Annotated in this window: 16 protein-coding genes; 3 read left to right on the top strand and 13 right to left on the bottom strand. The window is 63.2% G+C overall.

The window, feature by feature from the left end:
* The first annotated feature begins 184 nt into the window (after positions 1–184).
* Together DXK50_RS18535 and DXK50_RS18530 are read left to right on the top strand one after the other, a co-directional pair.
* Positions 185–538, top strand: coding sequence for a BON domain-containing protein (locus DXK50_RS18535; protein ID WP_161867184.1), 354 nt, complete (start codon positions 185–187; stop codon positions 536–538).
* A 56-nt stretch (positions 539–594) separates the two neighbouring features.
* Entirely contained in the window at positions 595–792 is a 198-nt protein-coding gene (locus DXK50_RS18530; protein ID WP_161867183.1) for a CsbD family protein, read from the top strand.
* Positions 793–990: 198 nt separating this feature from the next.
* Here DXK50_RS18530 and DXK50_RS18525 read toward each other — a convergent pair whose 3' ends face one another.
* The 7 genes from DXK50_RS18525 to DXK50_RS18495 all read right to left on the bottom strand — a co-directional run bounded on the left by DXK50_RS18525 (position 991) and on the right by DXK50_RS18495 (position 9,709).
* The gene (locus DXK50_RS18525; RefSeq protein WP_161867182.1) at positions 991–1,293 is read right to left on the bottom strand and encodes a DUF2845 domain-containing protein; all 303 of its coding nucleotides are present in this window, start codon (positions 1,291–1,293) and stop codon (positions 991–993) included.
* 13 nt (positions 1,294–1,306) lie between these two features.
* A complete protein-coding gene (locus tag DXK50_RS18520; RefSeq protein WP_161867181.1) occupies positions 1,307–1,612 on the bottom strand; it encodes a DUF2845 domain-containing protein in 306 nt (101 codons plus the stop codon).
* Positions 1,609–4,491 carry a DUF748 domain-containing protein gene (locus DXK50_RS18515; RefSeq protein ID WP_212631350.1) on the bottom strand — a complete coding sequence of 961 codons (2,883 nt, stop codon included), beginning with the start codon at positions 4,489–4,491 and terminating at the stop codon, positions 1,609–1,611. Before DXK50_RS18515 ends, DXK50_RS18520 begins: the two co-directional genes overlap by 4 nt.
* A gap of 104 nt (positions 4,492–4,595) precedes the next feature.
* Entirely contained in the window at positions 4,596–5,612 is a 1,017-nt protein-coding gene (locus tag DXK50_RS18510; RefSeq protein ID WP_212631349.1) for a class I SAM-dependent rRNA methyltransferase, read from the bottom strand.
* 61 nt (positions 5,613–5,673) lie between these two features.
* A complete protein-coding gene (locus tag DXK50_RS18505) occupies positions 5,674–6,540 on the bottom strand; it encodes an oxygenase MpaB family protein (RefSeq protein WP_212631348.1) in 867 nt (288 codons plus the stop codon).
* 70 nt (positions 6,541–6,610) lie between these two features.
* The gene (gene acs / locus DXK50_RS18500) at positions 6,611–8,548 is read right to left on the bottom strand and encodes an acetate--CoA ligase (protein ID WP_212631347.1); all 1,938 of its coding nucleotides are present in this window, start codon (positions 8,546–8,548) and stop codon (positions 6,611–6,613) included.
* A 63-nt stretch (positions 8,549–8,611) separates the two neighbouring features.
* Complete coding sequence (locus DXK50_RS18495; protein ID WP_212631346.1) at positions 8,612–9,709, bottom strand: DJ-1/PfpI family protein; 1,098 nt, start codon at positions 9,707–9,709, stop codon at positions 8,612–8,614.
* A gap of 106 nt (positions 9,710–9,815) precedes the next feature.
* Between DXK50_RS18495 and DXK50_RS18490 the strand changes: the two genes are divergently transcribed.
* Positions 9,816–10,784, top strand: a complete 969-nt coding sequence (locus DXK50_RS18490) for a GlxA family transcriptional regulator (RefSeq protein ID WP_212631345.1) — start codon at positions 9,816–9,818, stop codon at positions 10,782–10,784.
* 30 nt (positions 10,785–10,814) lie between these two features.
* Here DXK50_RS18490 and pgi read toward each other — a convergent pair whose 3' ends face one another.
* From pgi to DXK50_RS18460, 6 genes are all read right to left on the bottom strand, one after another.
* Positions 10,815–12,479 carry a glucose-6-phosphate isomerase gene (gene pgi / locus DXK50_RS18485; RefSeq protein ID WP_161867174.1) on the bottom strand — a complete coding sequence of 555 codons (1,665 nt, stop codon included), beginning with the start codon at positions 12,477–12,479 and terminating at the stop codon, positions 10,815–10,817.
* Positions 12,480–12,552: 73 nt separating this feature from the next.
* Positions 12,553–13,410 carry a pantoate--beta-alanine ligase gene (panC, locus tag DXK50_RS18480; protein ID WP_212631344.1) on the bottom strand — a complete coding sequence of 286 codons (858 nt, stop codon included), beginning with the start codon at positions 13,408–13,410 and terminating at the stop codon, positions 12,553–12,555.
* Entirely contained in the window at positions 13,407–14,207 is an 801-nt protein-coding gene (gene panB, locus DXK50_RS18475) for a 3-methyl-2-oxobutanoate hydroxymethyltransferase (protein WP_161867172.1), read from the bottom strand. Before panB ends, panC begins: the two co-directional genes overlap by 4 nt.
* Positions 14,208–14,481: 274 nt before the next feature.
* A complete protein-coding gene (gene folK, locus DXK50_RS18470; RefSeq protein ID WP_212631343.1) occupies positions 14,482–14,970 on the bottom strand; it encodes a 2-amino-4-hydroxy-6-hydroxymethyldihydropteridine diphosphokinase in 489 nt (162 codons plus the stop codon).
* Positions 14,967–16,355, bottom strand: a complete 1,389-nt coding sequence (locus DXK50_RS18465; protein WP_212631342.1) for a polynucleotide adenylyltransferase PcnB — start codon at positions 16,353–16,355, stop codon at positions 14,967–14,969. The genes folK and DXK50_RS18465 overlap by 4 nt, the downstream gene beginning before the upstream one ends.
* Before the next feature lie 810 nt (positions 16,356–17,165).
* Positions 17,166–18,593 carry a sigma-54-dependent transcriptional regulator gene (locus tag DXK50_RS18460; protein WP_161867169.1) on the bottom strand — a complete coding sequence of 476 codons (1,428 nt, stop codon included), beginning with the start codon at positions 18,591–18,593 and terminating at the stop codon, positions 17,166–17,168.
* Position 18,594 lies beyond the last annotated feature (1 nt).

The following is an 18,594-nucleotide window of genomic DNA, read 5'->3' as shown; positions in this document are numbered from 1 at the left end:
GCCCGGGAAAATTCTTCCGACTCGGCGAAATGCAATCAAAAGCTTTTCTGCGCTAATGGCTAAGCTATTGTTTTTTAAGGATTTATTGGATTAATAAAAACTGGCACAGCGCTTGCGATAGTACTGGTGAACCTGCAGCCAGGAGTTGGTTTGCAGATTGTCTGGAATGTACAGGAGTCGAATCATGAAACAGCCAATCAACCGTATTGCCGCTACCACCCTGACCGCTGCCGTGCTGAGCATGTCTCTGGCCTCGGCTGCTTTCGCCGCAGAGCCGACCATGCTGGCGGCCAATGACACCGTGGATAAAGCCGAGCAGGCGGTATCCGACACCTGGATCACCAGCAAAGTGAAGTCCACTTTCATCGCTGACTCGGACCTCAGCGCGCTGGACATCAAGGTCGAGACCAACCAAGGCGTGGTTTCCCTGTCCGGTGTGGTATCGACCGATGCCGAGCGTGACCTGGCTATCGCCAAGACCAAGGAAATCGAGGGTGTGCGTGACGTGTCCGCCGATGCCCTGAAAACCGCTGACTGATAGCCGAGCCGGCCGGGTTGTAGCCCGGCCTCACCTTCTGTCACTGGAGAATGACCATGAATAGCGACATCATCAAAGGCAAATGGAAGCAGCTCAACGGTCGTATCAAGGAGCGTTGGGGCAACCTGACCGATGACGACCTGGACGTCGCCGAGGGCCACAGCGATTACCTGGCTGGCAAGCTGCAAGAACGCTATGGCTGGACCAAGGAAAAGGCCCAGCAAGAGCTGCGCGATTTCAGCGACTCGCTCTAAGCACGAATAGCCGGTACGGATGCCGAACGAGTACGGATAGCTTCAGATAGGGATATCGCATCGGCATGGATGCTGCCGACATGGATGCCTCAGCACGGATAGCGACAAGCACGGATGCTCGAAGGCCCCGCCGGTTCTACCGGCGGGGCCTTGATTTTTATGCGCAGCGAGCGAGCTAGGCCGCGCTGCGGTGATGCGTCAATCGCCGCGTTTGCTGCGTATCTCGGTCAGGCGACCGCCTTCGAAGCGTAAAAAGTGGTACATGCCGCTTTTCGGACCGTAAACCCATTCTTCGACACTTACCTCGTTACGAAAGCCGTAATGGTCGACCACTTCCTTGTAGCCGAGAAAGCCTCGGCTGGCAGGCTCGCCGCACTTGCTCAACACCTCGGCGCTGGGGGCTGTCTTGCTGACCAGCGCGCTGCCGCAGCGATAGGTCGAGGATGCCTCGGCCAGCAAAGGCAGGCAGAGCAGCAGCAACAGATAGCCAGGTTTGCGCATGTCAGCCTCCGGCTCAGCGTTCGCGACGACGTTCGATGGCGACCAGGCGATTGCCTTCGAAGCGCAGGATGCTCAGCATGCCGTTGCTCGGTCCGTAGACCCACTCCTCGATCATGTATTCGCGGCGGTCGTAGGAGCCCAGGGTGTAACCGATCGGATCGCGGTGCACTGGCGCGCCACATTTGCGTTCGACCTCGAACGGGCGATCACCCAGGCTGACCAGTGCGCTGCCGCAACGCAGCGTATCGGCCTGTGCGGTTGCGCCGAGCAGGCCGCCAGTCAGGATAACCGTGATGAGGGATAAGCGACGCATGATCATTGGCTGTCCAGGTGCAGAGTGGTGAGCACGCGGCCATCGGCTTCGGGCTCGCCCAGGTTGGCATCGATCAGGTAGACGCGCTCATCGTACAGCCCGCCCTGGTCCACCAGATAATCCTTGATCGTTGCAGCGCGTTGCCGGGCCAGTTGCCGCAGCAGCAGCTTGCTCTGAGCCCAGGAGTCCAGCACGGCCTGGCGCATGTTCTGCTGGCGTTGCTCGCTGTCCAGCTCGGCCCATTCGGCTGGCGGCTGTTGCTTGAGGCGGGTACGGTAGATGCCTTCGAGCAGGGCGGCCTGTTCATCCTCGTCTACCGTCAGCTCATCGGGGCTGGCCGGCACCTTGTCGCCGCGCCGTTGCAGCACCTTGTACCAGCCTTCGCGGAATTCGCGCTGCAGCCGCTGTTCGGCCAGTAGCGGGCCGTCAGCGCTCTGCGCGGCCAGTCCTTCGACCTCCAGGCGCAGATTGGGGCGTTCCTCCAGGGCCTTGGCCAGGGTGTCCAGAGCCTGGCGTGCGTCACCTTCCAATTCGGCCGAGCCGGCGTTGAACGGTACGGTGCTCAGATCGACATTGCTGCCGCCAACCAGTCCGGCGATGAACTTGAATGGCGCCTGAGCCGCACGCAACACCAGATTGCGCAGCGTTTGCCAGACGATGGGCATGACGCTGAACTCGGGGTTGTTCAGATCGCCCTGCACCGGCAGCTCGATGGCGATGCGGCCCTGAGTGTCCTTGAGCAGGGCCACCGCCAGGCGAATCGGCAGGTCGACGGCGTCCGGGCTGTCGACTCGCTCGCCCAGTTGCAGGTTTTCCACCAGCACCTTGTTTTCGGCATTGAGCTGACCTTTCTCGATGCGATAGTGCAGGTCGAGGTTGAGACGGCCCTTGCGGATGCGATAGCCGGCGAACTTGCCGGAATAAGGCGTGATGGTGGTCAGTTCGACATTCTTGAAGCGGGTGGCGATATCCAGGCTGTTGAGTGGATCGAAGGGGGTCAGCTTGCCTTTGATGCTCATCGGCGCGTAGCGGCCCACCTTACCCTGGATGTCGACGCTGGCCGCTTGCGGCTTCTGGTTGTCGAGCACACCGATACGGCCGTTCATTTGCTGAATGGCCGTGGCGAAGCTGGGCGTCAGGCTGAAGTCGGCGAAGTTGGCCGAGCCATCATTGATGGCTACGCCGCCGATACGAATCGCCAGCGGCTTGCCGGCATCCGCCTTGGTCTCGTTCGGCGTTGCCGGCTGCGGCACCACCAGTTCGCTGACGTTGGTGGTCAGATTCTCGTTGATCACGAAGCGTGCATAAGGCTGATCCAGCTCGATGCGTTCGATGGCCAGGCTTTCACCGTGGCGATAGTCGAGACCATTGACCCGTACCTGCTTCCAGCGCACGAAATCGCGCTCACGCAGGGTATCCAGGGTGTGCAGCTGGTCGACCCTGGCGTCACCTGTGACGCTGAGCGCCAGCGGTTCAGTGCTCTTGAGCTGCACCTCGAGGTCACTGCCGAGCAGGCCGCTGCGCAGTTCCAGGCGAATGAAGGGGCTCAGGTAGGCTTGCGCCAGGCGCAGGTCGATATCCTGAGTGGCAACCTTGAGCCGAGCAGTGGTCGGGCTCAATTGCACCTGGCCGGCGGCTTGCAGCTTGCCCTGTTTGCCCAGGCCACTGTCGAGCCTGAGATCGAAAGGCTTGTCGCCGAGGCTGTCGAAGTTCTTCAGGTCGAGGTTCAGCGGGCCGACATCCACGGCCACTTCCTGCTGCGGTACGCGATCGGCCAGGTGAGCCTTGTAGCCGCGCAACTGCACATCCTGCAGCAGAACCTGCCAGGGCTTGCTTTCGCCGGGCTGCTCGGTGGCAGCGGGCGCTTCGCGCTCGGCGGTATCGGGTTTGGCGAAGAGCTTCTGCCAGTCCAGCTGGCCGTCGGCTTCGCGCGCAGCCCAGGCCTCCAGGCCCTGGCTGCGCACCTGGCCGATCACCACCTGCTGTTTGGCCAGGTCGAGACTGGTGTCGTCGATATCCAGGCGTTGCAGGCGTACCAGCGGCTTGCCTTGCGGGTCGTCGATGGCGAAGGGGGCCAACTGCACCTTGACCTTGCTCAGTTGCAGCTCGGTACCGCTGGACAGATCGAGTCGGTAGTCGCTGCTGAGATCGACCTGGCCTTCCTTGAGCACCAGTGGCAAGGCGTCGCGCACGTAAGGCCAGAAGGTGCTCAGGCGACCATCGCTGATGCTCAGGCTGCCGCTGGAGGTGATGGGCGTCAGGCTGATCTGGCCGCGCCAGTCGATCCGTGCGCCATGCGGGCCGCTGGCGGTCATGGTCATCTGCGCGTTGTCGCCGGCCAGGGTGCTGAGGTTGTGCAGCTCCAGATCAAGTGAATCGTAGGCGAACTCCACCGGCTCGCTTGGGCGCAGGTCCTGGAAGCGTAGCGACTTCTCACGCAGGCGAACGCTGTCGATGCGCAGCGGGAAGGGCTCGCTGTTCTCAGCCTGGGGTTCTGCCTGGCTCTCCGGCAGGCGCAGCAGCCGGGTGAGATTGAGCGTACCGTCCTTGGCGAAGAGAATTTCCGTTCGCGCACCATCCAGTTCGATATCGCTCAGGTGCAGGGCGCCGCTCCACAGACTGTCGCTCTGCAGGTTGGCGTACAGGCGCTGGAAGCTCAACTGTTCCTGGCCACTTTCCCCGATGCGCAGGCCCCAGAGGCTGAGTTCAAGGGTGAAGGGGTTGAGCTGCACGCGCTGCAGCGAGGCGGGTACCGTGGCGTACTGCGCCAGCTGCTGGTTGGCGATGCGCAGGGCGATGCCCGGCAGAATCAGAAAGCCGATCAGGCTATAGAGGAAAACGGCGATCAACAGTGCGCTCAGCGCGCGCTTCAGTCCTTTGGGCATGGCTTGGCGTCATCTATCCAGACGAGGAGACGACTTGGAGTATGGCACGACGGTTCGGTTCCGGGCGTGCAGCGCCCCGCGCATTTTTCGTCCGCGGCGCCTGGTTAGAGCCTCAGGATCAGGGTTTTCAGCGGCGGCTTGCCGTCTGTGGAGGGGAAGTCCGATGCCGGCACGATGACCTGGCACTCCTGTACGTGGCGGCCCAGTTTCTCCGCGCAACGCAGCACCTGTGTGCGCCAGTCGCTCATCTCCACCTTCGCCAGGTTGTTGCAGCACACCAGCGTGCCGCCTTCGGCAGTGGCCAGCAGCGCCGGTTTGAGCAGGCTCTGGTAATCGCGCAGCAGGTCGACGGTGCCGAAGGCGCTCTTGGCCCAGGCCGGTGGGTCGAGGAAAACCAGATCGAAGGTGCGTGGTTGCAGACGCGGGTAGCTCGGCAGCTTTTGTCCGCGGCGGCTGCTGATCGGCAGGTCGGCCAGTTGGCGAATGGCCGGAAAATAGTCGGACTGAATGAACTGCATGCTCGGCAGTTCGGGGTTCAGCGCGCCGTTCTCGCGGCCTACGGCCAGGTTGCCGTGGGCAAAGTCGAGATTGATCACCTCGCGCGCGCCGCCGGCTGCGGCGCACAGGCCGACGCCGCAGGTGTAGGCGAACAGGTTGAGCACGGATTTGCCGGCGCTGTTGGCCTTGACCCAGCCGCGGGCGTTGCGCAGGTCGAGAAACAACAGGGGATCCTGACCGGCATGACGGCCGCGCACGCGGTAGTTGAGGCCCCATTCGTGACCGATCATGTCTTCGAGGGCGGCTTCGCTGGCCTGAAACAGCCCCGGGTCGCGGTCGATACGCGAGTTGCCCCGGGAGCGGTCGTTGTAGACCAGCAGCAGGGCCTGGCCAAGGAGAGTCTCGACGCTGCTGGCGATGGTCTTAAGGTCGTCGGAGTGCAGCGGCTGATGAAAGCTTTGCACCAGCAGTTGCGGGCCATAGCGGTCGACGGTCAAGCCCGGCGCACCTTCCTGGCTGCCGTGGAACAGCCGGTAGCAGTCGGTACCTTGAGCATGCAGTTCGGCCAGCAGGTTCTGGCGAGCGTCGAGGGCGGCGCGCAGCGCCTGGTCAAGAGAAGGCATGCGCGGCGTCTCGGAGGAAGGAAGGCCGGCAGTTTATCAAGAAAACGGCCCGCCACGCCTTCTAAGGCGCCAGACGCCGGCGAGCGCGCTGGGCGGCGCTATTGCGTACGGCCCAGCGCAGCAGGTTGGCGGTACGCTGCACACTGGCGCGAATCAGCGGGCGGCGCCAGGCGGCCTGATGTTCGCCGATCAGGTCGCTGGCCCAGTCCGGCAGCAGGTCGACGCCAGCCTGCATCATCAGGTTGCCGAAGGGTTTGGCGAGGATACTGGGCATCGGAGCCGTATACAGCAGTCGTACCACTTCGCGGGTGCGCTGATCGCATAACAGTTGTGGACGCATGTGTTGCAGATAGTCGCTGATGGCCTGAGCCGTTTTGGGCACGTCCTGCGCGCCGAGGCGTTCGGCGATCAGCGCCACTTCACGGTAGTAGCAATCCTGCTCGGCCACCGGCAGCTGCGGATCGACGTAGCGCAGGTAGCCGGCGAGAAACTGGCTGACTTCGGAGACGTGCACCCAGGTCAGCAGCCCGGGATCGCTGGCGGCATAGGGGCGGCCGTCCGGCGCGTGGCCGACCACCTGCAGGTGAATGCGGCGCACCTTGTCGATCAGTTGTTCGGCGTCCTGCAGGCCGCCATAGGTGGTGCCGGCGATGAACAGGCTGGTGCGACGCAGGCGGCCGAGCATGTCCTGGCGGAAGGTGGAGTGATCCCACACGCCGGCCAGCGCCAGTGGGTGGAGCATCTGCAGGAGCAGTGCCGAGATGCCACCGACCATCATCGCGGTGAAGTCGGCGTGTACTTCCCAGACCATCGACTCGGGGCCGAACAGGCCGGCATCGCCGCGGGGCTGGTCGAGGTCGAGCACACCCAGCGAGGCGCCGGTGAGGCTGTGCACCTGTTTTTCGATCTGACGGCGAAGGCTTTCCATGGCGCGCAGTTTCGGTGCTTGGCAGGCGCAATACAAGGTGCGCCCGACCCTTTCGGGCCGGGCAGGAGGCTCAGCGGTTGAGGCGCTGGTCGATCAGGCTCTCGACCACGCTGGGGTCGGCTAGTGTGGAGGTGTCGCCCATGTTCTCCAGCTCGTTGCAGGCAATCTTGCGCAGGATGCGCCGCATGATCTTGCCCGAGCGGGTCTTGGGCAGGCCCGGCGCCCACTGGATCAGCTCCGGCTTGGCGAAGCTGCCGATTTCCTTGCCGACCAGGGTCAGCAGGTCCTTCTTCAGCTCTTCGGAAGGCTCCTGGCCGTTCATCAGGGTGACGTAGGCGTAGATGCCCTGACCCTTCACATCGTGCGGGTAGCCAACCACCGCCGCCTCGGCCACCGCGTCGTGTAGCACCAGCGCGCTTTCCACCTCGGCGGTGCCGATGCGGTGACCAGAGACGTTGATCACGTCATCCACGCGGCCGGTGATCCAGTAGTAGCCGTCATCGTCGCGGCGCGCGCCGTCGCCGGTGAAGTAGTAGCCGGGGTAGGGTTTGAAGTAGGTGTCGACCATGCGCTGGTGATCACCGTAGACGCTGCGGATCTGGCTCGGCCAACTGGCCTTGATCGCCAGCACGCCGGCGCCCGCACCAATGATCTCCTTGCCTTGCTCGTCAAGCAGCACGGGTTGCACGCCAAAGAACGGCCGGGTGGCCGAGCCGGGTTTGAGGTCGGTAGCGCCGGGCAGCGGGCTGATCAGGATGGAGCCGGTCTCGGTTTGCCACCAGGTGTCGACGATGGGGCAGCGCGTATCGCCGACCACCTGGAAATACCATTCCCAGGCCTCGGGGTTGATCGGCTCGCCCACTGTGCCGAGCAGACGCAAGCTCGAACGCGAGGTGGCTTTGACCGGCGCCGCACCTTCCCGCATCAATGCGCGCAGGGCGGTGGGGGCGGTGTAGAAGATATTGACCTGGTGCTTGTCGATCACCTGCCAGAAGCGCGAGGCGTCCGGATAGTTGGGCACGCCCTCGAACATCAGGGTAGTGGCCGCGTTGGCCAGCGGGCCGTAGACGATGTAGCTGTGCCCGGTAACCCAACCGACATCGGCGGTGCACCAGTAGATGTCGCCTTCGTGGTAGTCGAACACGTACTTGTGAGTCATCGCCGCGCCGAGCAGGTAACCGCCGGTGGTGTGCAGCACGCCCTTGGGTTTGCCGGTCGAGCCCGAGGTGTAGAGGATGAACAGCGGGTCCTCGGCATCCATCGGCTCGGCCGGGCAGTCGGCATCGACCTCCTTGAGCGCCTGGTGGTACCAAATGTCTCGACCTTCCACCCAGGCCACGTCAGCCTGGGTGCGTTCGACCACCACCACGGTGGAGACATCAGGGCAGCTTTGCAGCGCCTTGTCGACATTGCTCTTCAGCGCAATGTACTTGCCGCCACGCACGCCCTCGTCTGCGGTGATCACGGTGCGGCAATCGGCATCGAGAATACGGTCGCGCAGGGCATCGGGGGAAAAGCCGCCGAACACCACCGAATGCACCGCGCCGATACGCGCGCAGGCGAGCATGGCGTAGGCCGCCTCGGGGATCATCGGCATGTAGATACAAACCCGGTCGCCTTTCTTCACGCCGCGGCGCTTGAGCACGTTGGCCAGGCGGCTGACATTATGGTGCAGTTTGTTGTAGGTGATATGCGCTGATTCGGCCGGGTTGTCGCCTTCCCAGATGATGGCGATCTGTTCGCCGCGTTTTTCCAGGTGGCGATCGATGCAGTTGTAGGCGACGTTGAGCTGACCGCCCTTGAACCATTCGGCGCGGCCCTGCTTCAGTTCGCTGGCGTGCACCTGATCCCAGGGTTTGAACCAGTCGAGGAAGGCGTTGGCCTGCTCGGCCCAAAAGATCTCGGGCTGCTCGACCGACTGCCGGTACAGGCGCAGGTAGGCGTCGTTATCCAGGTGCGCGCGCTGGCGCACTGCATCTGGCACGGGATGGCGAGTGATTTCGAACATGGCGGGTCCTTGTAATTGTTTGTCCGCAACGGTCACAAGGTTGCACCCAGGCAGGCGCCTGGTTCAAGGCTTAAACATTTCGACATGCTGCCGGGCCTGTTCGTTCTGCTGATACTCGAGCTGCGCGGCGACCAGACGTTGGGTCGCCGCTCCGTAACGACTGGCAATGGCCGCGAGCGCCTCGTCGAAAGTCTGCGCGGCGCTCACGGCACCTCCCGGCAGCTGCGGCAATCCTCCGGAGTCGGTGCGCTGCGGAATGAACTCCAGCCCGCTGGCGCTGAATACCGGCTGAGGGGCCACGCCCAGCACCTGGGTGCGGAAGGTGCGCGCCCAGGCATCCACGCGCAGTGCCAGGCTTACTTCATCTATCCCGGGCAGCAGGGTGACGGCGAAGGTTTCGTGCCTCCAGCGCGCAAGGTAGTTGCCGGCCGCGGTCAGATAGCCTTGACTGCCAAGGGTGAATACCTCGCTGTCATGCTGCGGGGACCAGTCGCTGGTACCGAGCACCTGTGCCAGCGCGCTCGCCTTGCTCGTACCGGCAATGGCTTCGACCAGCGCGAGTGAGGCCGGCAGGGCTGCGCTGACACCAGCGGTGGTCATCAGTTGGCCGTCTACCACATAGCGCTGATTTTCCTGCCACAGGGTGTCCGGAAAGTCGTCCAGGCGCTGGTCACGCGAGTACCAATGCCCCGTGGCGCGGCGTCCATGCAGCAGGCCGGCATGAGCCAGCGGCAGCACGCCATCGCAGATCCCGATGATGCGGGCACCCAGCGCTGCCTGCTGCCTGATGAAATTCAGCAGGCGGGGCTCCCGGCTGTCGTGTACGGCAGGCACGATCAGGTAATCGGCGCCCTGGGGGAAGGCGCGCTGAAACTCGGTGATGCTGGCTTCGGCGCGCACGCTGAGCGCCGGCATCAGTTGCACTGTGCCCGGCTCGGTCGCCACTGCCAGTACCCTGGCCACGCCAGCGCGACGCAGGACGCCGAGTGGCACGACGAAGTCCGTCAGCTCTGTCATCTGGTTTTGTGCGAGTACGACCACCACGGGCTGTTCACGCTCGAAGCGCGGCTGATAGGTGGCCAGTCGTTCTTCGGAGGCGTGTAGGTCTCCGGAGAAATACAGCAGGCACAACAGGCCTGCCAATGGCCATTTCCTGTACATGACGCCATTCCTCGGTTTGGGAGATGAGATCAGTCTGGCGTGTGCACGCCCGGCGCATATGTCATAAATGAGTGAAAACCTGCCATCGGTTACGGGAGGGGATGCGATGACGCACAGGGTTCTGCTGCTGGTATTTCCCGAGTTCCAGTTGCTCGATGCCACCGGGCCAGCGGACGTGTTCGCAGCAGTGGACGAGCACCTACCGGCAAGGGCGCGGCCGGCCTATCAGCTGCAGGCAATCTCGCTGGATGGCGGCATGGTCGCCTCCAGCAGCGGGCTGGCGCTGGCGACCCAGCCAGTGCCCGAACCACAGGAACTGGCCGGCAGTACCTTGCTGATAGCCGGCGGACACGGTGTTCAACGCGCCTTGCAGCACGGGCCGCTCATCCGCTGGCTGGGGCAGGCCGGACCACTGGCGGCGCGCTGTGCCTCGGTGTGTACAGGCGCATTTCTGCTGGCGCAGACCGGTCTGATGAGCGGGCGCAAGGTCGTCACCCACTGGCGCTATGCCGAGCTGCTGCAACGGATATATCCGGGGGTGGCGGTTCTGCATGACAGCCTGTTCGTCCATGATGGGGGCTTCTACAGTTCGGCCGGAGTGACCGCTGGCATGGATCTTTGCCTGAGCCTGGTGGAAGAGGACCACGGGCGAGAGGTCTCGCTGCAGGTGGCCAAGGGGCTGGTGATGTACCTGCGACGGCCCGGCGGGCAGTGCCAGTTCAGCACCGAGTTGCTGGCCCAACAGGCACCCGCCGATGGCGTGATGCAACGCTTGCTGACTGAGTTACGGACATCTCTGAGCGCCCCTTGGGACGTCGATGGCATGGCGATCTACATGAACATGTCGCCGCGCACGCTGCATCGGCATTGCCGGGCCGAACTCGGGGTGACGCCAGCCAGGCTGCTGCTGCATCTGCGTCTGGAACATGCATGCCAGTTGCTGGAGGCAGGTCAGGCGTCGCTCAAGCGCGTGGCGCAGAGCAGCGGCTTCGGCAACGCCTACAATCTGAGACAGGCGTTTTCCCGGGCGCTGGGGGTGACGCCCGGGGAGTATCGTCAGCGTTTCTGCCGTTGAGGCATGCCGGTGGGCGCGCCTCTCAGGTGATCAGCCGCGATGCTGGGAGCGGAAGTGCTCGATCAGCCCCTGGGTGGATGCATCGCTGGCCGGCTCGTCGCTGGCGCCGGTCAGGCGCTGGTAGACTTCCTTGCCCATCTCCTTGCCCAGCTCCACGCCCCACTGGTCGAAGGCATTGATGCCCCAGATGGCGCTCTGCACGAACACCTTGTGCTCGTACAGCGCTACCAGCGCACCGAGGTTGAACGGCGCGATGCGGTTCATCACCAGAATGTTGCTCGGTCGGTTGCCTGGGATCACCTTGTGCGGTGCCAGACGCTGCACCTCGTCTTCGCTCAGCCCCTTGGCGCGCAGTTCGGCTTCGGCCTCATCGCGGGTCTTGCCCTGCATCAGCGCCTGGGCCTGCGACAGGCAGTTGGCGAACAGCCACTGGTGATGATCGGAGAGCGGGTTGTAGCTGTTGACCGGGACGATGAAGTCCGCCGGCACCAGCAGGCGGCCCTGGTGCAGCAACTGGTGGTAGGCATGCTGCCCGTTGCAGCCGACACCGCCCCAGATGATGGGGCCGGTAGCGATGTCCAGCGGCGTGCCGTCCTGGCGCACGCTCTTGCCGTTGGACTCCATGTCCAGCTGCTGCAGGTGCTTGGTGAAGTTACGCAGATAGTGGTCGTAGGGCAGGATCGCGTGGCTCTGCGCGCCCCAGAAATTGGTGTACCAGATGCCCAGCAGGGCCATCAGCACCGGCATGTTTTCGGCCAGTGGCGCCTGGGTGAAGTGCTGATCCATGGCATAGGCGCCGGCCAGCAGTTCCTTGAAGTTGGACACGCCGATGGCCAGGGCAATGGGCAGACCGATGGCCGACCACAGCGAATAACGCCCACCGACCCAATCCCACATGGGGAAGATGTTCTCTTCGCCGATACCGAACTCGATGGCAGCCTTGCGGTTGCTGGTCACGGCGATGAAATGACGGTGCAGCTGCTCTTCCGGGCCACCCATGGCCAGGTACCAGTCACGTGCGGCCAGGGTGTTCTTCAGGGTTTCCAGGGTACCGAAGGACTTGCTGGAGACGATGAACAGTGTGGTTTCGGGGTCCAGGCGAGCGGTCAGTTCGCGGAATTCGCTGCCATCGATATTGGCCAGGTAGTGGCAGCGCACCCCGCGCTGAGTGAACGGACGCAGCGCCTCGGAGACCAGCTGTGGGCCAAGGAAGGAGCCGCCGATACCGATGTTCACCACTTCCTTGATCGGTTTTTCGCTGTAGCCGCGCCACAGCCCGCTGTGAATACGGCTGACCAGTTCGGTGACCTGATTCAGGACGCGGTGTACCTCGGGGATGATGTCATTGCCATCAACCACCAGGCGCCGGCCGATTGGGCTGCGCAGAGCGGTATGCAGCGCAGCGCGACCCTCTGAAGCATTGACATGCTCACCGTTGTACAGGGCCGCAATGGCCTCGTTTAGACCGGCCTGATCGGCCAGTTGAATCAGCAGCTCGAGGCCGTGCTCGTCGATCAAATTCTTCGAGTAATCCAAGAGCAACCCACAGCTATCGAGGGAAAAACGCTGGAAGCGCCTTGCGTCCGCGGCGAAGGCTTCGCGCATGCTGAAACCGGCCATCTCGGCGCGGTGTTGCTGCAGCGCCTGCCAGGCGGGCAGAGTGGTGACGTCTTGAGGCTGCTGGTAGTAGGCCATCGGAGCTCCTGATCCGCAACGGCCCGGCTTGATCCGGGCCTCCATGAGTGTAACCGTCTGCCTTTGGAGGCAGCTACTGACTCGGCAGTTCAACCACAAGATTGTCGATCAAGCGGGTGCCGCCCAGCTGGGCTGCGGTAAGGATTACCAGTTGGCGGTCGTCGAGCTGGGCCGGGCGGAGATTCACTGCGTTGCGGATTTCCAGGTAGTCGGGAACGAAACCCGCCTTGCGCTGCTGCTCCTGGGCAGCGTCGACGAGCCTGGAATAATCACGGGCGCCACGGCGCAGTTCCTCGGCGATCGCTTGCAGGCCCTGGTACAGCGCCGGAGCGGCGTCACGCTGTTCGGCACTGAGGTAGCCATTGCGGGAGGAGAGGGCAAGGCCGTCCTCGGCGCGTTGGGTCGGTGCGCCAATGATCTGGATCGGCATGTTCAGGTCCTGCACCAGCGCGCGGATCACCGCCAGTTGCTGATAGTCCTTCTCGCCGAACACGGCCAGATCGGGCTGGACCATATTGAACAGCTTGGTCACCACGGTGGCCACGCCCTCAAAATGGCCCGGGCGGCTGGCGCCGCAGAGTCCTTCCGATACACCCGGCACGCTGACGCGAGTCTGGTCGCCCATGCCGTGCGGGTAGATTTCCGCGACATCGGGGTGAAACAGCAGGTGGCAGCCAGCCGCCAGCAGCTTTTCCTGATCGGCGGCAAGTGTGCGCGGGTATTTGTCCAGATCTTCACCTGCACCGAACTGCAGCGGATTGACGAAGATGCTGGCGACCACGAAGTCGGCCCGTTGGGCGGCGATTTGCACCAGCGAAACGTGGCCTGCGTGCAGATTGCCCATGGTCGGCACGAAGCCGATCTGCTTGCCCTCGGCCCGAGCCTGGGCTATGGCGGCGCGCAGCTCGCGCAGGGTCTTGACCGTGTTCATGCGGAGAAACCGTGCTCGGCTGCTGGGAAGCTGCCGTCCTTGACCGCCTTGACGTATGCGCTCAGGGCACCCTGAATGCTGCTCTGACCTTCCATGAAGTTGCGCACGAATTTGGCGACGCGGCCCGAGAGGGACAGGCCGAGCATATCGTGCAGTACCAGTACCTGACCGTCGGTGCCCGGGCCGGCACCGATGCCGATGACGGGAATCTTCACGGCCTGAGCGATCTCGGTAGCCAGCTCGCTGGGTACGCACTCCAGCAGGAGCATGGCGGCACCGGCCTGCTCCAGAGCCATGGCGTCGGCGCGCATCTGGCGCGCCTGGGCTTCCTGGCGGCCCTGAACCTTGTAGCCACCGAGAATATTCACTGCCTGCGGGGTGAGCCCGAGGTGGGCGCAGACCGGTACGCCGCGTTCGGCCAGCAGACGGATCGGCTCGGCCAGCCAGCCGGCGCCTTCGAGTTTGACCACGTGGGCGCCGGCCTGCATCAGCCTGGCGCTGTTGAGCAGCGTCTGTTCGCTGTTGGAATAGGCCATGAATGGCAGGTCGGCGATGATCAGTGCGCCGTTGTTACCGCGTTTAACGCTGGCGGTGTGATATGCCATCTCGTCGATGGTGACCGGCAGGGTGCTGTCGTGCCCCTGCAAGACCATGCCCAGGGAGTCGCCGACCAGCAGCACTTCAGCGCCGGCCTGACAGCAGGCCTGGGCGAAAGTGGCGTCATAAGCGGTCAGCATGGCGATTTTTTCACCGTTCTGCTTCAGGCTTTGCAGGGTGGTCAGGGTAACGTCAGGCATTTCAAAGGTCCTCGCTCAGGCTCGGTATACCGCTTCTATCTGGCGGCAATCCGGCCTGGATTGGCATCAAAGGTGCGCCCGTCGCTGGACAACGGGACGCCTATAGTCCTGATGGGGGGGCGTGAAGTCAATTGCGGGTGTTACCGCTCTGTTACTGGCGTTACCGCCAATGCGCGGGATGTCGGGTTGCGCAACGGACCGCCCCGTAGGAGGCCGCTTCAGCGGCGAGTTTGTCGGAGCGCAGCTCAAACCCCTCCAGCAAAGGCCGGCTGGGCTACTCGGCCAGGCGTTCCAGCCCGCTGAAGGGGCAGGCTTCCAACAGGGCACTCAGGCTGCGGCCGTCCGGGAGTTGCAGATCGGCAGCCAGCTCGGCCAGCGGATAGAGCACGAAGGGTCGGGCGTGCATGTGGTAGTGCGGCACGGTCAGCCGCTCATCTTGGAGCAGGCGTTCACCGAACAGCAGGATATCCAGATCCAGTGTGCGCGGGCCCCAGCGCTCGGCCTTGCGTACCCGGCCCTGCTCCTGCTCGATGCGTTGCAGCGCATCGAGCAACTGCCAGGGCTCCAGTTCGGTATCCAGCGCCGCCACGGCATTGACGTAGCGTGGCTGGTCAGCCGGGCCGAGCGGATCGCTGATATAGAACGACGATCGTGCCTGCAAGCGGCTCTGCGGCAACTGCGCGATCGCGCTCAAGGCCGCACGCAATTGTTGCAGGGGCTCGGCCAGATTACTGCCGAGACCGATGTAGACCCGCTCCATCATTCGCCGCCGCTTTCGCTGCGTTTACGACGGTTGTTGTTGCGACGACGTTTACGCGGCGCGTTGCCGGCGCTTTCGCCCTTGCCGGCGAGGTCGCGAATCATCTGTCGGCGCTCGCTGTCGTTGGCATCCTGGTAATCCGTCCACCACTCGCCCAGGCCACCGGTGTCCTCGCCGGCCAGTTCACGCAGCAGGAGGAAGTCGTAGCCGGCGCGAAAGCGCGGATTCTCCAGCAACAGGTCGGCTCGTTTGCCACTGCGCCGCGGCAGGCGCTCCTGCATGTCCCAGATCTCGCGAATCGGGATGGTGAAGCGCTTGGGCACGGCGATGCGCTGGCACTGCTCGGCGATCAGCTCGTGGGCAGCTTCCTGCATCGCCGGAATCGGCGGCATCCCCTTGCTCTGCAGCTGCAGCACGCGCGCCGGCAGCGCAGGCCAGAGCAGCGCCGCGAAGAGGAACGCCGGGGTGACCGACTTGCCGTCGTGGATGCGGTCGTCGGTGTTGATCAAGGCCTGGCGGATCAGCTTCTCGGTGTATTCGGGATTGCGCTTGAGCGCCTCGCCACTGGCCGGGAACAGCTGGGCGAAGAGATCGTGTTCGAGCAGCAGGTCGAAGGTGTATTCCGCGTAGCCGGCGAGAAACAGCTTGAGCACTTCATCGAACAGGCGCGCCGCTGGAATGTCGCGCAGCATCGGCGCCAGGCGGCGAATCGGTGCGGCGCTGTGCTTCTCGATCTCGAAGTCCAGCTTGGCGGCGAAGCGCACCGCACGCAGCATGCGTACCGGATCTTCCAGGTAACGCTGTTCCGGATCGCCGATCAGTCGCACCAGGTGATTGCGCACGTCATGCATGCCGCGAGCGTAGTCGAGGATATGTTCCTGAGTCGGATCGTAGTACAGCGCATTGATGGTGAAGTCGCGGCGCTGAGCGTCGTCTTCCAGGGTGCCGTAGACATTGTCGCGCAGGATGCGACCGCTTTCGTGGCGGGCAGCCTGGTTGCTGTTTTCTTCTTCGTCGCCTTGCGGATGGTTGGCGCGGAAGGTCGCCACTTCGATGATCTCGCGACCGAAGTGCACATGCACCAGCTTGAAGCGGCGGCCGATCACCCGTGCGTTACGAAACTCGGCCCGTACCTGCTCGGGCGTGGCGCTGGTAGCCACGTCGAAATCCTTGGGGTCGATGTCCAGCAGCAGATCGCGTACACAGCCGCCGACCAGATAGGCCTGGTAGCCAGCCTTTTGCAGACGCTCGACCACGCTGATGGCGTGACGACTGATCTCATTGCGATTGAGTGGATGTTGGCGACTGCTCAGCACTTCGGGAGTGCTGCGTGGGCGTGGCGCCCGGCGCAGAGGTGAGTGGAAAGACTTGAACAGCTTTTTCAGCATGGGATGCACTGTTTGGAGTAGTGGCCGGCCTGCTCCATATGCTGTCGAGGTGCTGCCTGGAGGGCATCGCGGCGTTTAAGGCAGCAGTCCTGGATTCGCTGACGAACCGCGAACACCACCCTGGCGCTTGCTTCGGTAACCTGTTTCGACGGCATACGGAATGATGACCGCATGATTGCTGCGGATTCTAGCATCGTGTCGGGAGAAGGTGTGTAGAAGGGCGGATGGCGGGAATTCTGGGAGCGCAAGCTACTGGGGGAGCCGAAGCTCCCCCCCAAGTTGGTGCGTGCTCTGTTTTTATTGTTATTGAGGGCCTGTTGTTTTTGTTGTTCGGCCCTTCCCGGCTCGCCGTGGCTTACCGGGTGCTCCCTAGAATGGGGAGCCAATAGCAAACGGATTTCTTTGGACGCTGATGCTGCCTTAATCAACCAGTTCCGGCGCTGCCTCGAGGCAGTTTTATTGTTCTCAGTCTGGTCGCTGGGGCGAACCCCTTGTGGCAACTCCTCTCCAAAAGAATCAGTTAGCTGCGCCTCCTTACCTTGTTGTTCTTGTTGTTGTGGAGTCGTTACGTCTTGTTCTTATTGTGTAGGGCATTGCTTGTTATTGTTGTTGTGCCAGAGATAAAGCAGATGCCGTGCCAGTTTTTACGATTCCTTGTAAATCAAGGGCTTGAGGCTATCTGGGGTGTTCGAGTGGGTAGAAAAAAGCCGGGTTTTCGTTACCGTTAGACCCGGCCTTTGTTACGAGATATTGAAACGGTAACAACCTGTGGAGCCCATGCGCGGGCAGGCTGTCACCGACGCCGTGACGTCAAGGGCCGCTGGTCACGCCGGATTTGCGCCGCGGAATGCCCAGGCGCTGACGACGTTCCCACAGGCATTTGCGGCTGATGCCCAGTTTGCGGGCCAGCTCGGTTTCAGTCATGTGGTCCTGGTGCTCGAGGACGAAGTGCTGGAAGTAGTCCTCCAGCGACAGGTCTTCGGTAGGCTCATGGCTGTTGCCAGCGTTTTGCCCGGCGGACGGCAGGCCGAAATCCTCCTCGTCCAGATCGTCCAGCTCGATGTCGATACCCAGCAGGTCGGCGGAAATTTCCGTCCCCTCGCAGAGAATCACCGCGCGCTCGATGGCGTTTTCCAGTTCGCGTACGTTACCCGGCCAGGAGTAATGGCGTATCGCCTGCTCGGCATCATGGGCGAAGCGCAGCGGTTCGCGGCCCATGCGCGTGTACTGGCGGACCAGAAAGGCCTGGGCGATCTCGATCACGTCGTTACCGCGCTCGCGCAACGCCGGCAGTTTCAGGGCAATGACGTGCAGGCGGTAGTAGAGGTCTTCGCGGAACTGACCGGTCTTGGCCAGCGTCTTCAGATCACGGTGGGTCGCGGCGATCAGGCGGACATCCACCTTCTGCGACTGCACCGAGCCGACTCGGCGAATCTCGCCTTCCTGCAGCACGCGCAGCAGTCGCGCCTGAGCTTCCAGCGGCAGTTCGCCGATTTCGTCGAGGAACAGCGTGCCGCCGTCGGCCGCTTCCACCAGGCCGGCGCGCCCGGCGCTGGCGCCGGTGAAGGCGCCTTTCTCGTGGCCGAACAGTTCGGACTCGATCAGCGTCTCTGGAATGGCCGCGCAGTTCACCGAGATCAGCGGCGCCTTGGCGCGCCTGGACAGATTGTGCAGGGCGCGCGCGACCAGCTCCTTGCCGGTACCGGACTCGCCCTGCACCAGAACGTTGGAATCGGTGGGGGCGACCTTGCGAATCTTGCTGTAGAGCTCCTGCATGGCAGCGCAGGAGCCGATGATGCCGATCTCGCCGTTGGCGTTGTCCGCAGCCTTCTCGGTAGTGTTACGTGCATTGCTGGCGGCCGTCGGCGTCGGCGCGCTCTTCACTTCCTGGCGATCACGCAGGATGCGGGCAACGGCCTGCAGCATCTCGTCATGGTCGAAGGGCTTGGCGATATAGTCCACCGCACCCATTTTCATTGAGTCCACTGCCGAGCGCAGGCTGGCGTAGCTGGTCATGATCAGCACCGGCGTGCCTTCGGCCAGCTTGATCAGTTCGGTACCCGGCGCGCCAGGCAGGCGCAGGTCGCTGACGATCAGGTCGAAGGTGGGGATGCTGTAGCGCTCCTGGGCTTCCTGCACCGAGCCGGCTTCGCTGACCTGGTACTGATTGCGTTCGAGCAGGCGGCGCAAGGCAGAGCGGATAATGGTTTCGTCTTCGACGATAAGAATATGTGGCATT

Origin of the sequence: Pseudomonas sp. KB-10, assembly GCF_018221585.1 — a bacterium.
In the GTDB taxonomy this organism is placed as follows: Bacteria; Pseudomonadota; Gammaproteobacteria; order Pseudomonadales; family Pseudomonadaceae; genus Aquipseudomonas; species Aquipseudomonas yangonensis.
The sequence above is the reverse complement of the archived record's forward strand: the minus strand, read 5'-3'. Positions and strand labels throughout refer to the sequence as shown.

What these genes read in the sequence shown, in the direction of transcription:
- DXK50_RS18510 (WP_212631349.1), bottom strand. Translation starts at nt 5,612, where the DNA reads ATGCCTTCTCTTGACCAGGCGCTGCGCGCCGCCCTCGACGCTCGCCAG.
- panB (WP_161867172.1), bottom strand. Translation starts at nt 14,207, where the DNA reads ATGCCTGACGTTACCCTGACCACCCTGCAAAGCCTGAAGCAGAACGGT.
- DXK50_RS18535 (WP_161867184.1), top strand. Translation starts at nt 185, where the DNA reads ATGAAACAGCCAATCAACCGTATTGCCGCTACCACCCTGACCGCTGCC.
- folK (WP_212631343.1), bottom strand. Translation starts at nt 14,970, where the DNA reads ATGATGGAGCGGGTCTACATCGGTCTCGGCAGTAATCTGGCCGAGCCC.
- DXK50_RS18515 (WP_212631350.1), bottom strand. Translation starts at nt 4,491, where the DNA reads ATGCCCAAAGGACTGAAGCGCGCGCTGAGCGCACTGTTGATCGCCGTT.
- DXK50_RS18525 (WP_161867182.1), bottom strand. Translation starts at nt 1,293, where the DNA reads ATGCGCAAACCTGGCTATCTGTTGCTGCTGCTCTGCCTGCCTTTGCTG.
- pgi (WP_161867174.1), bottom strand. Translation starts at nt 12,479, where the DNA reads ATGGCCTACTACCAGCAGCCTCAAGACGTCACCACTCTGCCCGCCTGG.
- DXK50_RS18465 (WP_212631342.1), bottom strand. Translation starts at nt 16,355, where the DNA reads ATGCTGAAAAAGCTGTTCAAGTCTTTCCACTCACCTCTGCGCCGGGCG.
- DXK50_RS18460 (WP_161867169.1), bottom strand. Translation starts at nt 18,593, where the DNA reads ATGCCACATATTCTTATCGTCGAAGACGAAACCATTATCCGCTCTGCC.
- panC (WP_212631344.1), bottom strand. Translation starts at nt 13,410, where the DNA reads ATGAACACGGTCAAGACCCTGCGCGAGCTGCGCGCCGCCATAGCCCAG.
- DXK50_RS18530 (WP_161867183.1), top strand. Translation starts at nt 595, where the DNA reads ATGAATAGCGACATCATCAAAGGCAAATGGAAGCAGCTCAACGGTCGT.
- acs (WP_212631347.1), bottom strand. Translation starts at nt 8,548, where the DNA reads ATGTTCGAAATCACTCGCCATCCCGTGCCAGATGCAGTGCGCCAGCGC.
- DXK50_RS18495 (WP_212631346.1), bottom strand. Translation starts at nt 9,709, where the DNA reads ATGTACAGGAAATGGCCATTGGCAGGCCTGTTGTGCCTGCTGTATTTC.
- DXK50_RS18505 (WP_212631348.1), bottom strand. Translation starts at nt 6,540, where the DNA reads ATGGAAAGCCTTCGCCGTCAGATCGAAAAACAGGTGCACAGCCTCACC.
- DXK50_RS18490 (WP_212631345.1), top strand. Translation starts at nt 9,816, where the DNA reads ATGACGCACAGGGTTCTGCTGCTGGTATTTCCCGAGTTCCAGTTGCTC.
- DXK50_RS18520 (WP_161867181.1), bottom strand. Translation starts at nt 1,612, where the DNA reads ATGATCATGCGTCGCTTATCCCTCATCACGGTTATCCTGACTGGCGGC.